The 13,140-nt window shown below is 35.7% G+C and carries 16 protein-coding genes and 1 tRNA gene; 11 read left to right on the top strand and 6 right to left on the bottom strand.

Annotation, left to right across the window (positions count from 1 at the left end; genetic code table 11):
* Window positions 1-20 precede the first annotated feature (20 nt).
* The 8 genes from DRF67_RS17260 to DRF67_RS17295 all read left to right on the top strand — a co-directional run bounded on the left by DRF67_RS17260 (window position 21) and on the right by DRF67_RS17295 (window position 5,813).
* Window positions 21-653 (top strand): DUF4141 domain-containing protein, encoded by a 633-nt coding sequence (locus tag DRF67_RS17260; RefSeq protein ID WP_115929550.1) that lies wholly within the window; start codon window positions 21-23, stop codon window positions 651-653.
* A 1-nt stretch (window position 654) separates the two neighbouring features.
* Window positions 655-1,647: a conjugative transposon protein TraJ gene (gene traJ / locus DRF67_RS17265; protein ID WP_072960872.1), complete on the top strand. Its 993-nt coding sequence runs from the start codon at window positions 655-657 to the stop codon at window positions 1,645-1,647.
* Window positions 1,648-1,662: 15 nt separating this feature from the next.
* Window positions 1,663-2,286, top strand: a complete 624-nt coding sequence (traK, locus tag DRF67_RS17270) for a conjugative transposon protein TraK (protein WP_115929551.1) — start codon at window positions 1,663-1,665, stop codon at window positions 2,284-2,286.
* A 10-nt stretch (window positions 2,287-2,296) separates the two neighbouring features.
* Window positions 2,297-2,575 (top strand): hypothetical protein, encoded by a 279-nt coding sequence (locus tag DRF67_RS17275; RefSeq protein WP_123912771.1) that lies wholly within the window; start codon window positions 2,297-2,299, stop codon window positions 2,573-2,575.
* Window positions 2,572-3,864, top strand: coding sequence for a conjugative transposon protein TraM (gene traM, locus DRF67_RS17280; protein ID WP_115929553.1), 1,293 nt, complete (start codon window positions 2,572-2,574; stop codon window positions 3,862-3,864). The genes DRF67_RS17275 and traM overlap by 4 nt, the downstream gene beginning before the upstream one ends.
* A gap of 21 nt (window positions 3,865-3,885) precedes the next feature.
* Window positions 3,886-4,785 (top strand): conjugative transposon protein TraN, encoded by a 900-nt coding sequence (traN, locus tag DRF67_RS17285; protein ID WP_115929554.1) that lies wholly within the window; start codon window positions 3,886-3,888, stop codon window positions 4,783-4,785.
* A gap of 64 nt (window positions 4,786-4,849) precedes the next feature.
* Window positions 4,850-5,341: a conjugal transfer protein TraO gene (locus tag DRF67_RS17290; protein WP_165851823.1), complete on the top strand. Its 492-nt coding sequence runs from the start codon at window positions 4,850-4,852 to the stop codon at window positions 5,339-5,341.
* Between the two features lie 13 nt (window positions 5,342-5,354).
* Window positions 5,355-5,813: a DUF3872 domain-containing protein gene (locus tag DRF67_RS17295; RefSeq protein WP_115929556.1), complete on the top strand. Its 459-nt coding sequence runs from the start codon at window positions 5,355-5,357 to the stop codon at window positions 5,811-5,813.
* Window positions 5,814-6,080: 267 nt separating this feature from the next.
* Here the strand turns inward: DRF67_RS17295 and DRF67_RS17300 are convergent, their stop codons facing one another.
* From DRF67_RS17300 to DRF67_RS17310, 3 genes are all read right to left on the bottom strand, one after another.
* Complete coding sequence (locus DRF67_RS17300; RefSeq protein ID WP_115929557.1) at window positions 6,081-6,524, bottom strand: JAB domain-containing protein; 444 nt, start codon at window positions 6,522-6,524, stop codon at window positions 6,081-6,083.
* Between the two features lie 63 nt (window positions 6,525-6,587).
* Entirely contained in the window at window positions 6,588-7,661 is a 1,074-nt protein-coding gene (locus tag DRF67_RS17305) for a DUF932 domain-containing protein (protein WP_115929558.1), read from the bottom strand.
* A 39-nt stretch (window positions 7,662-7,700) separates the two neighbouring features.
* Window positions 7,701-8,111 carry a single-stranded DNA-binding protein gene (locus tag DRF67_RS17310; RefSeq protein ID WP_115929559.1) on the bottom strand — a complete coding sequence of 137 codons (411 nt, stop codon included), beginning with the start codon at window positions 8,109-8,111 and terminating at the stop codon, window positions 7,701-7,703.
* A 380-nt stretch (window positions 8,112-8,491) separates the two neighbouring features.
* Here DRF67_RS17310 and DRF67_RS17315 point away from each other — a divergent pair, with 380 nt between their 5' ends.
* Both DRF67_RS17315 and DRF67_RS17320 read left to right on the top strand, forming a co-directional pair.
* A complete protein-coding gene (locus tag DRF67_RS17315; RefSeq protein ID WP_115929560.1) occupies window positions 8,492-8,761 on the top strand; it encodes a helix-turn-helix domain-containing protein in 270 nt (89 codons plus the stop codon).
* A gap of 2 nt (window positions 8,762-8,763) precedes the next feature.
* Complete coding sequence (locus DRF67_RS17320) at window positions 8,764-9,042, top strand: hypothetical protein (protein ID WP_115929631.1); 279 nt, start codon at window positions 8,764-8,766, stop codon at window positions 9,040-9,042.
* A gap of 79 nt (window positions 9,043-9,121) precedes the next feature.
* Here DRF67_RS17320 and DRF67_RS17325 read toward each other — a convergent pair whose 3' ends face one another.
* Complete coding sequence (locus tag DRF67_RS17325) at window positions 9,122-10,351, bottom strand: site-specific integrase (RefSeq protein ID WP_165851824.1); 1,230 nt, start codon at window positions 10,349-10,351, stop codon at window positions 9,122-9,124.
* A gap of 271 nt (window positions 10,352-10,622) precedes the next feature.
* Window positions 10,623-10,707, bottom strand: a tRNA-Ser gene (locus DRF67_RS17330).
* A gap of 460 nt (window positions 10,708-11,167) precedes the next feature.
* On the opposite strand from DRF67_RS17330, the gene DRF67_RS17335 reads away from it, so the two are divergent.
* Window positions 11,168-11,992, top strand: coding sequence for a pepsin/retropepsin-like aspartic protease family protein (locus tag DRF67_RS17335; protein ID WP_123912772.1), 825 nt, complete (start codon window positions 11,168-11,170; stop codon window positions 11,990-11,992).
* Between the two features lie 166 nt (window positions 11,993-12,158).
* Here DRF67_RS17335 and trxB read toward each other — a convergent pair whose 3' ends face one another.
* Window positions 12,159-13,100 carry a thioredoxin-disulfide reductase gene (gene trxB, locus DRF67_RS17340; RefSeq protein WP_115929562.1) on the bottom strand — a complete coding sequence of 314 codons (942 nt, stop codon included), beginning with the start codon at window positions 13,098-13,100 and terminating at the stop codon, window positions 12,159-12,161.
* Between the last annotated feature and the right edge of the window lie 40 nt (window positions 13,101-13,140).

A 13,140-nucleotide genomic window follows, 5' to 3' on the forward strand; every position in this document is an offset into this window, starting at 1 on the left:
ATCATTAAAATTTTACAACAATGAAAAATTCAATCATTACAACAGTTATGGTTATTGTATTAGCTATAACATCATTTGCAAAAGCACAATTTGTGGTTACGGATCCGGCTAATCTGGCTTCAGGAATACTCAACTCCGCCAATGAAATTGTACAGACCTCATCGACTGTTTCGAATGTAGTTAAGAACTTCAATGAAGTTAAAAAGGTGTATGAGCAGGGTAAGGAATATTATGACAAACTGAAAGCAGTAAACAATTTAGTAAAAGATGCCCGTAAAGTTCAGCAGACTGTTTTATTGGTGGGTGATGTTTCCGAAATGTATGTCAATAATTTCGGAAAGATGCTGAATGATCCCAATTTCAATGCTCAGGAGTTGACCGCTATCGCTAACGGTTATTCAACACTATTGAACGAAAGCACTGAACTGCTTAAAGAACTAAAACAGATTGTCACTTCTACCAATCTATCATTGAATGATAAGGAAAGAATGGAAATTATTGACAGAGTATATAAAGAGGTGAAAGATTATCACAATCTGGTAAGATATTACACCAATAAGAATATCTCTGTCAGTTATCTGAGAGCTAAAAAGCAGAACAACGCGCAGAGAGTTCTCAACCTGTATGGTACTGTTAATCAAAAATACTGGTAAGATGGAACCTACTAATTTACATGAGGTGCTTCGTTCCGTGTATGAAGAGATGATGCCGATGTGTGCTGACATGGCAGCAGTAGCAAAAGGAGTTGCAGGACTGGGAGCATTATTTTATGTGGCCGTAAAGGTTTGGCAGGCTTTAAGCCGTGCCGAACCGATTGATCTCTTTCCTATGCTCAGACCATTTGCCATCGGAATCTGCATTATGTTCTTTTCAACAATTGTCTTGGGCAGCATCAACGGAGTATTAAGTCCGGTCGTTCAGGGCAGCCACTCCATGCTGGAGGGTCAGGTATTAGATCTTAATGAACTCCAGCAGAAAAAAGATCTGCTGGAAAGGGAGGCTATGCTTCGAAATCCTGAAATGGCATATCTCATTTCTGATGAAGAATTTGACAAAAAATTGGAAGAACTGGGATGGTCACCTTCTGATTTGGTGACGATGTCTGGAATGTACATAGAGCGGGAAATGTTTGCCATTAAAAAAGATATCAGAGACGGTTTCAGAGAGTTTCTGGAAATACTCTTTCAGGCAGCGGCTTTAGTGATTGATACAATCAGAACTTTCTTTCTCATTGTGCTTTCGATCCTTGGTCCTATTGCATTTGCCATATCGGTTTGGGATGGTTTTCAGTCTACGCTTACCCAATGGCTGACCAGATACATCAGTGTGTACTTATGGTTACCGGTGGCTGATATGTTCAGTGCTATCCTGGCAAAGATTCAATCCCTTATTATAGAAAGGGATATTGAAATGCTGGCAGATCCCAACTTTATTCCAGATACTTCCAATACGGTCTACATTATCTACATGATCATTGGAATCATTGGCTATTTCACTGTGCCTACCGTTACAGGCTGGATCATTCAGGCGGGCGGAGCCGGAAACTTTATGCGTAATGTTACCCAGATGGCACAAAAGTCAGGAAATGTCGCGGGTGCTACTGCTGGCGCAGCGGCAGGTAATATATCAGGACAACTCCTTAAATAATCAAAAAACAAAAAAATGGAATTTAAAACCTTAAGAAATATAGAGAACAGTTTTAAGCAAATCAGATTGTTCACCTTTGTTTTTGCCATCCTTTGTTTTGGAGTTGTCGGCATTGTTGTGTACAAATCGTACAGTTTTGCAGAAGAACAAAGACAAAAGATATATGTCCTTGACAATGGTAAATCACTGATGGTTGCCCTATCCCAGGATATGTCTATCAACAGACCTGTAGAAGCCAGAGAACATGTAAGACGTTTTCACGAACTCTTTTTCACAGTAGCTCCTGATAAAAGTGCTATTGAGAGCAATGTAAAAAGAGCTTTTAATATGGCCGACCAATCTGCATTCAATTACTATAAGGATCTCTCTGAGAAAGGGTATTACAACAGGATCATCAGCGGAAATATTCAACAGCGCGTTGAAATTGACAGTGTAGTAGCAGATTTTAACAACTATCCCTATGCTGTAAAGACGTATGGGAAGCAATTCATTATCCGCGCAAGTAATTTAACGATCCGAAATCTTGTAACGAATTGTCAACTGGTCAATTCCGTCAGGTCAGACAGCAACCCTCAGGGGTTTACGATTGAAAAATTCAATGTCATTGAGAACAAAGATGTTGAAACTGTTAACCGATAAAAACAGTTATATGAAAAAAATAAGATTAAAAATAGAGGAATTCGTTAAAAAAGCAGAACGGAAATGGAAATCCTTATCTACCAAACGACAACGCTCTTTGACCAAGATATTTTTTGCAGGGTATGCGATAATGACGATTTTAACGGTTATTCATCTATGGTCAAAAGATTCAAAAAGTCGAACCATTCTTTCAGTTGGACATATCAATAACATTCCAAAGATGATAAAGATGCAACATCAGCCGCTTGAAAACCCAGCTAATTATTCACCCCATAAAACATCCCCATGAAAGAGACAAGTCAAATCAGAATCACTGAAGGAAGTATACATTCCTCAGAAGAAAATGAACCTTTGGATCGTAAGCCAAGGTGGGAAAAATTTAAAAAGCCGATCATTTACTTTTTAATGTTCATTGCTTGTATGGGATCCTTGTATCTGATTTTTAAACCAAAAGATGATAAAACAACTAATCAAGAGGTAGGTTTAAATGCTGAAGTGCCACAAGCCGCGGATGACAAATTACAAGCAGATAAGCAGAAGGCGTATGAGCTAGAATTGTTGGAGCAGAAAAATGAAGAAAAAAGAAATGCTATGACAAGCCTCTCAGATTATTGGAGTGAATCAAACGGCTCGAATCAGCTGACCGCTCTATCTCCAGAATCTTATAACAATACGAACGCAGATCAGAATGCTTTAAACAGCTACCGTAATGCACAACAAACATTAAGCTCATTTTACAGCAAAGACGACCATGAGGTTACCCAATTAAAAAGGGAAATTAACAGGCTTAAGAATGAAATTTCACATAAGGATGCAGTTCCAAGTACTGTAGGAATTAATGATCAGTTAGAATTGATGGAAAAGTCTTATCAGATGGCTGCAAAATATCTACCTGCGCCAAAACAGCAGGAAGAACCTGAACCAAAGAAAACCTCTGAGGCAAAGCCTGAAGAAAACAAAGTTAAAATAACGGCAGTACAACTTCAAAAACGCAACGTCGTATCCAGTTTGTATCGAGAACCTTCAGACAGTACGTTTTCAGCATCCATCAGTCATAATCGATTTGCGGGGTTACAGAATGAACAGGAAAATACTGTATCCCAAAATAACAACAGTATCCATGCAGTAATACATGAAACCATGACATTGGTAAATGAAAGTATGGTTCCCTTACGACTAACACAAGGTTTGCTCCTTGGAAAGACAACCATTCCTTCAGGTACTGTGTTAAAAGCAGCAGGAAAGTTTCAGGGAGGAAGACTGTTACTCTCAATTTCAAGCATTGACTACAAAGGCACGATAACCCCTGTTGAGATTAATATTCATGATAACGATGGGCAGTTGGGGCTTTACATTCCCTACTCTTCAGAACAGACCGCTATTAAGGATATAGCATCCAACATGAGCCAGAATTCCGGCACCAATATTATGATGACCCAATCGGCAGGACAACAGGTTGCTGCCGATCTCACCAGAGGTTTGGTTCAGGGAGTTTCAGGATACTTTCAAAAGAAAGTAAGACAGCCTAAAGTTACTGTTAAGGCAAGGCATCAGGTGCTTTTAGTTTCAAAAAAATAATTAACCTTTAAATTAAAATTAATGAAAATACGACTTAATATATTTTTCTCGGTTCTGTTGATACTCTTCGGTATCTGCAGATTAGCAGCTCAGGAAAATTCAGGTTTCGCATCGCTTTCTCAGGCCAAACTGGAACCTTACAAGATGGAAGTTACGTACAATAAAACAACACATTTATTATTTCCATCCCCCATACGATACGTGGATTTGGGAAGCGAAAATTTGATTGCCAATAAAGCGGAAGATGTAGCGAATGTTCTCAGAATAAAATCTTCAGTAAGAGATTTCGAGGAAGAAACAAACTTTTCGGTTATTACTCAGGATGGTAAATTTTACAATTTTGATGTTTTTTACAGTTCTTATCCAGACACTCTGAATTATGACCTTCTGAAATTACAGCGAAATCAGAAAAAAGAATACTCTACAGATGTCCTGTTTGAAGAACTTAAGGGAGAATCTTCATCATTGACTGAATTATTGATAAAAACCTTGTACGAACTTCCCAAAAGAACAGTAAAGCACATTGGTTCAAAAAGTTTTGGAATTCAGTTTCTGTTAAAATCTCTGTATGTACATGAAGGAAAGTTTTATTTTATTTTTCAAATTAAAAACAAGAGCAATGTTTCTTTTGATGTTGATTTTGTCACTTTTAAAATTACCGACAAAAAGAATCTAAAAAGAACTGTCGTTCAGGATAAGGTATTATCTCCTATCCGGACTTATTCTCGTAACTCTACAGTCAACTACCAATCCGACGGTGAATTTCTTTATCTCATGGACCAGTTTACGCTTTTAGAAGATCAGATAGTAGAGATTGAATTGATGGAAAAAGATGGTGGACGACATCAGAAGATTCAGATAGAAAATTCAGATTTGATCAGTGCCAAAGTGGTCAATGATATTCAATTAAAACTAAACTAACATGAAGAGTTTAATATCGTTAATAACAGTGTTTTTATGTTTTTACGCAGTCAAAGCACAAAGAATGTTACCGAAGCAAAAAAGTATCGGAATCAATACAGGATTACTGTTGAAAAAGTCATCCGGAAATTATTTCGTCAATACCGATTTTATTATCTATTCAAAAAAAGGGAACTATTCCATTTATTCATTTGAATACAGCAGACAGACCATTCCGTATAAAACGATTGATGTTCCAGTCGAAAACTACAGTCTTGAAGTCGGTTATAGTTTTAATTTGATTGCGGGTCTGACAAAAAGCTTTTTAATCAATTCTACATTTTCCGCCACCGGAGGATATGAGAATATTAATAAAAGTGAGACACTACTCTATGACGGAGCCGTACTTTTGAATGAATCATCGTGGGTGTATGGGGGAAGTGTAAAACTTAGTGTTGAAACCTATCTGTCTGATAGGATTGTTTTAACAGGCTTTTATAAAGCAAAAATAGTATGGAATACTTCACTTGAAAACATAAGACCTGGCGTTGGTCTTGGAATCAGATTTAACTTATAAAATAAAGATTATTATGAAAAATGTAATCAATATCAAAAAACATTTTTTTGCCACTATGTATGTTTTAGCAACCTTATTTGTTGTAGAGTTTTGTTTTTCATCTTGTTCAGAAGATGAATTACAGGTACAGAAAAATTTTCCCTTTGAAGTCCAGGTAATGCCTGTTTCGAAATACATTGCTAACGGAGAAACTGTGGAGATCAGATGTCGCATTATTCCTATTGGAAACTATAGTGAAACTGAGTATTTCTTCAGGTATTTTCAATTTGATGGAAAGGGTACATTACGCTTATTCAATGAACCTCCTTTTTTACCTAATGATTCATATCTTCTGGCTGAAAAGGAATTTAGGTTACATTATACTTGTGAATCAACCGTAACTCAAAGTTTTGATATTTGGATTTCGGACAATATGGGTAATGAAAAAAAGCTGACCATACAGTTTAGTCCTCAAAATGCAGGAACTGTATAGATAGAATTCAATGTAAAATATAATGTATTAGGCTATTTCACCAGAAATAGCCTTTTATTTTTTTTCCATTACAGGCTATAAGAAGTAGCCTTTCGAAATAACCGTAACCTTTTTGAAAAAATTTAAGTGAGAAAATTTTTATCAATGGGGTTACTCTTAATGACTTGCGAAAAGACGTTTCCGACCACAGGAAGGAATTGTCTTTTCGCCGAAAATTTTAAATAAACGACAATTCAATATTGTCGTTTATTTTATTAGTTAGAAATTTTACAAATATCCGTTATCAGCAAAAGACAGATAATCTGTCGATGTTAAAATGCAATGATCTAGTAATTTAATATTTAAGAATTCGGACGCATTTTTTATATTCTTTGTAATTTTTAAATCTTCATTAGAGGGTTTTAAATTTCCAGATGGATGATTATGTGCTACAATTATGGAAGAAGCATTACAGAGAAGGGCTGTTTGCATAATTATCCGAACATCCACTATAGTTGAAGAAATTCCGGATTCAGAAATCTTTCTTATTCCTAAAACCTTACTACTCTGATTTAAATATAAAGCGAAAAAAGATTCTCTATAATCTATTTCATCAGAATCAAAATGTTGTCGAAATACCTCTGCCGCATCATATGAATTACTGATTACTTTGTCGGAATTACCTTTTCTTGAATAGCTTAATTTTATTTCATTGACAATATTGAATTTCATTTGATATGCTCCTATACGGTGGAGACTTGCATTTACCGTATGTTTTAATTAATAAATTATTTTTCAGTTCATTTTTAAAATGTCTACTCCAAAATGAGCAACGTTTTCACAAAGCTCAAACGCTTTTTGAGACTTCATTTGAGCTGTTCCGCCCATAACTATGGATTGTAATTTGGCTTCGTCATCTTTGTAAGTTTTTACATTCTGATAGAAACCTGTTACCGCATTGTAAGCACCGAATAAAGTTCCTTTCGTGGTTTCCATTTGTTGGGCATCACTCATCATTGCATAGGCAAATGCATCCTCCACCGTGTTTTTAAAAACCGTAGACAATTCTTCAGCATTTCCTTTCTGCAGATGGTTTAAAGTTTCTTTATTGGGGCAAAGTGCCAATTGAATTAATTTTTTCATTTCAGCGTCACCAATCTTAATTTTTGCCCAATAATTAAAAGATTCCTCTAATTGATTGCTTAGTTTATTTGCTAACCCCATGACTTTGTGAGCATCTTCCAAACGTTGTTTTGCGCCTGATGTATGTCTTATCCTTACGACATTACTCATATTTTTGAGTGAAGCATTCAAAGTATTTTGGCAAACAATACGAATGGGAGTAAATGCAGCGGTAATACTTCCGCTTCCGTCATGTGAGGTCGTCAAAAAAATGTATTTTTCTGTAATGTCGTCCCCGTTTCCTACGCGGATATAATCAGGAAGTTTAGCGGTAATAAAAATTCGCTCTCCATTTCCCAATGCTCCCGCAGTTTCGTACAGAATACCATTACCACCTCCTACAATAGAATCGAAGAAAGAAAATGCTTCACGGTTTTGTACAATATGATAATCTTTACCGACTACACCTAATACAGTATTATTATCAGTGCGGATATTGGCAAAATAGTTTGGAACTTCCAATTCGGAATCACTCACTTTTAGTCCATCTTGAGATTCTACTAGCCTTGTACCTTTCGTAAATAGAGGAGATTTTTCTACCTCGTAATCAAGCCCCGCAAATTTAATGGCTTCTTCACTTGTCGGATGTTCTTCTACAATCTGCCCTAAGTTGTGCCATACTTTTTCTTTTACGCTGAAAAATGAATATTTTCCTGTTCGGTTGTTGAAATTTAAATTATGTGCCATGATATTGTTATTAAATGTTATAAAATTGTTTTGATTGACTTAAAATGGAAGGTCATCATCCTTATCACTTTCGTTGGATTTAGGTTGACCGATTTCCTTATCATTTCTCTTGTTGACGGGTGTAGACTCACCTTCAGTTCTTTTGTGACTACTGTGTAATTTAATTTGTGATGTATGGAAGTTCAGGCCAGCGTGTGCTTGTCCATCTTGTCCAATCCATGCTCTTGTGTAAACTCTTCCAATAAGCTCCACTAATGTCCCTTTCTTAAGTAATTCAGCTACTTTTGAAGAAATCCAATAAGAGCAGTCGAAAAAAGTTGTCTGTTCGATTCGCTCGCCTTGTTTGTTGCGATAATTGTCATTGGTAGCAATAGAGAAATTGACTACTTGTTTTTTGTTTGACAGAGTACGGACTTCCGCATCTTTTGTCAGTCTTCCGATAATGTTCATAACTGTTTTTTTTGATTATACATTAAAATCACTTCTTCTCTTTTCCAATCTCCAAAGCCTCTCAGGGCTTCGCTGAATATTTTTCAAAAGAAAACCGGAAAAAAGAAAGCAGATATGAAGTGTTGACAATGAACAAGAGCAAAAGGAAACGGAATAATTGGAGGGTACCTTTAGGGAGGAAACCGTTTATGCCGTAGTCTTTTGCTGGCAATAGGAATGGCTGTCAACAATACCTTAGCTGCCTTTTTACCGGTTGATTATGAAAAATGTAAACTTTTCAACTAAACAATAAGACAGAAGCAGCCAAAGTACCCCTTGAAAGTGAAATATCCTGTATTTACGAACTTTAAGAAATAATTTTATTGAAAAATATCAATAACATGGAATATTTAACAAAAGATGATTTAAGTGAATTTAAGAAGGAACTGTTTGACGAATTACAGAAAGTATTTGTAGAAAACAGTAAGAACTTAGATAAAAATGAAAATAAATGGGATTGGCTTAGAAGTAAGGAAATTCGGAAATTACTTGCAATCTCACCTGCAACCTTGCAAAATCTTCGTATCGGTGAAAAAATCAGGTATAAAAAAATACTGGGATCTTATTACTATAACAGAAATGATTTAGAACTATTATTTAAAACAGAATGATAATGGATAAGTATTGGAAAATATTTTTGAAAAGAATTTCGGAAGACAAAAGACTCAATGTCTGGCATCTTGTTCTTCTCATGGCGATTATGCAATTAGGTATAGATCAGCATGAAACAAAAACCATTAGAGTCAGCAGAAGTATACTTATGAAGAAATCACACATCTTAACTTTACCCACGTATCATAAATATTTTAAAGAACTACAGGCAATCGGCTACATCACCTACTACCCTTCCTATCATCCAAAAGTGAGAAGTTATATACGAATGCAATCTTGACGAATTCGGATATTCTATTTCAGCAAATAAAAAAGAGAGCTTTAACCATTAAGCTCTCTTTCGTTTAGGCATTAGCTCCCTATATTTTTTCAGTCTTAAGTTTTTCTTTTAAAATTTGCATTTCTCTATTGATCATTTCTTGGGTTGTAATCGCATAATCTTCAGTTTGCGTAACTGAGTGATGCCCCATCATTTCCTTTACAACATGAATTGGAACACCATTTTTCAAGGTCACTGTGCTACCAAATGTTCTGCGTGCTCTATGGGTATTCAAATCTCCTTCAATTTCACAAATCGAAGCAATTTCTTTCAGGTATTCGTTCATTTTTTGATTTGATTTTACAGGAAGGACTAAATTAGTTTCTAAACAAAAAGGGTGTTTTCTATACTTATTTATAAGTGAGACTGCTTTTTCAAGCAACGGGATATCTGTTCGAGATTTAGTTTTCTGACGTTTAGAAATAATCCACATCGATCCATCAATTCCATCTTTAATATCAGTTTTCCTAAGTTGTTTTACATCAATATATGCAAGACCTGTATAACATTGAAATACGAAAACATCTCTAATAGTATTTAATCTGTCTGTTGAAAAAACTTTATTCTCAATTTTGCTTAACTCTTTACTAGTTAAAGGTTTTTTATCAAGTTTTGTTTTTTGAGATTTAAACAGTTTAAAAGGATCTTTAGTTATAATTTCCTTGGCTATGGCCCGCAAAACTATTTTTTTAAAATTTGCAATATATTTCAGTGTTGTATTATTAGAACACTTTCTTGTTGTTTTAAGGTAAAATTCATAATTGATGATAAAACTATAGTTTAAGTCACGGAATTCAATATCGTCACATTCATAGTGATGTAAAATAAAATCCTTCACATGGGATCTTGCCGTTACATAACGATCATGTGTTCCCTTAGCATAGTCACCAACTTCAACTAAAGCTAACATATCGTCATTATGTTTTTGAAATTCTTGCAGTACAGTTGTCTTAGCTATTGTATTTCCCTGAATAAAATCAATAATAGCCTTTGTAGTAATGGATTTTCCATTATTTATCAATTCTGTTCTAAAATTACTGATTCTTAGGATAATTGAATCTAAATATTGATTTAAAGATCTAGCATCTTCCTTGTTACCTATTGCTCTCTCAACATTCTGATTCCATCGCTGGCTATCCCACTTTCTTTTTGTCGAGATTTCTTTTGGTACGCCATCAACTGTAACTCTTAGATACACAAATCGGAAACTATCACCTTTTTTCCAAGGCGTCTTTAAAAAAAAAGAAACGCCTAAACTTTTTTCTAACATAATTCGAAAATTTTGGATTATTAAAATTCGAATTAAATTACCATAAAGTCAAGTCGTTAACTACCTTAACCAGTTCATCTACAGACATTTGAACTCAATTCTATGGCAGTTTTTGGATCGTATTTAAACTGCCACGATTCTGCCAGAATATTTATAAGCAATTTTAAAAATTATGCACATATAAAAAGCATAAAAAAAGCTGTAATTAATTAAATTACAGCTTTTTAATAGATTTTTGAGCGGTTTTGAAAAATTTACTTTTCCTACTCTGCGGAGAGTGAGGGATTCGAACCCCCGGACCTGTTACAGTCAACAGTTTTCAAGACTGCCGCAATCGACCACTCTGCCAACTCTCCCTAAACTCCGGCTATACCGTCGTTTTCAGTGGTGCAAATATAGAACGATTTTTAATTTCTGCAAAACTTTTATCTCACAAATTTTAACAAAACCTAATAATAGACTAGAAATCAAGGGAATTATTTTTAGCAGAATAGTATAATTGGGATAAGGCTGTGCATAAAGCATGAGTCATAATTATATGTCAGCAACTGAAATTCAAAATCTGTCGGATGATATCATTGTAACAGCCGTGTTTATATGCCTTCTTTCAGGGATTGTCTGAAAAGATTTTAATTAGCTTTACTTACATTTCTTTCCTTTCACTTCTTCGAATAAAGATCAAAATGGTTCCTGTTTAAAGCGATATATGATTTATGATTACCAAATAGATTATATTTGCCTGGATTTATATCCAATGTAACAAAAATCAACACTAATAACACTTTTCAAATGTTTAATCTGTCTTTTATAAAAAGCATGGCTATTACAGCCTCCTTAGCGTTCTCTTCTCTGACTTTTGCGCAGACAATGCCTATGACCGTTCTTCCGTCAGGCCACCTGATTGTAGGAGCTGAAGTAGACGGTAAAAAGGGAAATTTTGTTTTGGATACCGGAGGAGGAATCAACCTGTTCCTGGGAAACTTTTCCAAAAGCCTTGGAAAAAAGGAAACCTATAATTACCTGACGGCTTTTCGGGCCACAGGTGAACCCATGACTGTTCCCTTGTTCAAATCTAAAGAAATTCTTTTTAACGGTAAAAAATTTAAAGATACCTGGTATGCCACCTATGACATGGAAATGAATGGAATCGACGGTTTAATTTCGCTTCCGATGTTGTATGATACTGAGTTTATCATCGATTATACGACCAAAGAGCTTATCTTTCCCAAAGAAAAGCTGAACAGCAAGAAAGTAATGGATATCCAGCTGTCTACCAATGCCGACCAGTCGATGGATATAACCACATATGTCGTTTTGAATAATAAGTACACAATCAATGTTCTTCTGGATTCCGGTTCCGGTAATGATTCTTTCTGGTTCAGTGACCGCCTGATGAATACCCTGAACATAAAAAAAGAAACGCTGAAGATCGATGAGAGAAAAAGTGAATTCAATCCCGCTCTGACAACCAAATTTTACAAGGGTAATATTGGCTCCGTTTCTACTCCGTTTGCGACCGTTGAAAATCCTAAAGTGTCTTTTGTGGAAGGCCTTATTTATGAAGGGAAAACAAGCATCAACTGGCTGGGTAAAAAACTGGGATTCAATCTTAAAGATAAAAAAATCTATATTCTGGATTAGACAGAATAATACACACAATGAAACGGTTTTCTATCGAAAGCCGTTTTTTATTTGTTATACCCTCCAGGTAATACTTTATCTTAAGTTGGAAAAATTTTGTGCATTACCCCTCTTCAACAAAAAAGCGCACCCGTGGGTACGCTTTATGTTTGTCAACTGAAAGGTATTAATGTAATTCAGCTAAATATTTTTCTGCATCCATTGCTGCCATACATCCGCTTCCTGCAGCAGTAATCGCCTGTCTGTAGATGTGATCCTGAACGTCACCTGCAGCAAATACTCCAGGAAGATTCGTTCTTGTGGATCCTTTTTCCGTTAGGATATATCCGTTTTCGTCAAGATCAACCTGACCGACAAAAATGTCCGTATTCGGTTTGTGACCGATCGCGATAAAGATTCCTTCAACATCTACCGTAGATTTTTCCTGGGTTTGGTTATTGATGATCACAGCTCTTTCTACAAGACTGTTTTCTCCCTCAATCCCAATTAATTCATGGTGAAATTTCACTTCAATATTCGGCGTATTTTCTACTCTGTGGATCATTGCTTTTGAAGCTCTGAACACATCTTTTCTTACCAGCATCGTTACTTTTTTACATAGCTTGGCAAGGTAAGTAGCCTCCTCCGCAGCGGTATCCCCTGCTCCTACTACCACTACATCTTTTCCTCTGTAGAAGAATCCGTCACAGGTAGCGCAAGCCGAAACTCCTCCCCCTGCATATTTCTTTTCATCATCAAGACCCAGATACTTTGCAGTAGCTCCGGTAGAAATAATAACTGTTTTTGCAAGGATTTCTTTGTTTCCCGCATATAATTTATGAACACCACCAACTTCTTTAGAGAATTCAGCTTTAGTGATCAATTCATAGTGTACTTTGGTATCAAATCTTTCTGCCTGTTTTTGCAGATCCATCATCATTTCAGGACCTGTAATTCCGGCTGGATACCCTGGAAAGTTATCAACTTCTGTAGTGGTTGTTAATTGTCCGCCCGGCTCCAAACCTGTATACAATTCAGGTTTTAAGTCTGCTCTTGCTGCATAGATAGCAGCTGTGAAACCAGAAGGTCCAGATCCTACGATCACACAATCTAAAATGTTTTGCTCCATAATTTACTTTTGTTCGAAAAGATTTAATCAAATTAAGACC

It is taken from the genome of Chryseobacterium pennipullorum, from assembly GCF_003384725.1.
GTDB lineage: Bacteria > Bacteroidota > Bacteroidia > Flavobacteriales > Weeksellaceae > Chryseobacterium > Chryseobacterium pennipullorum.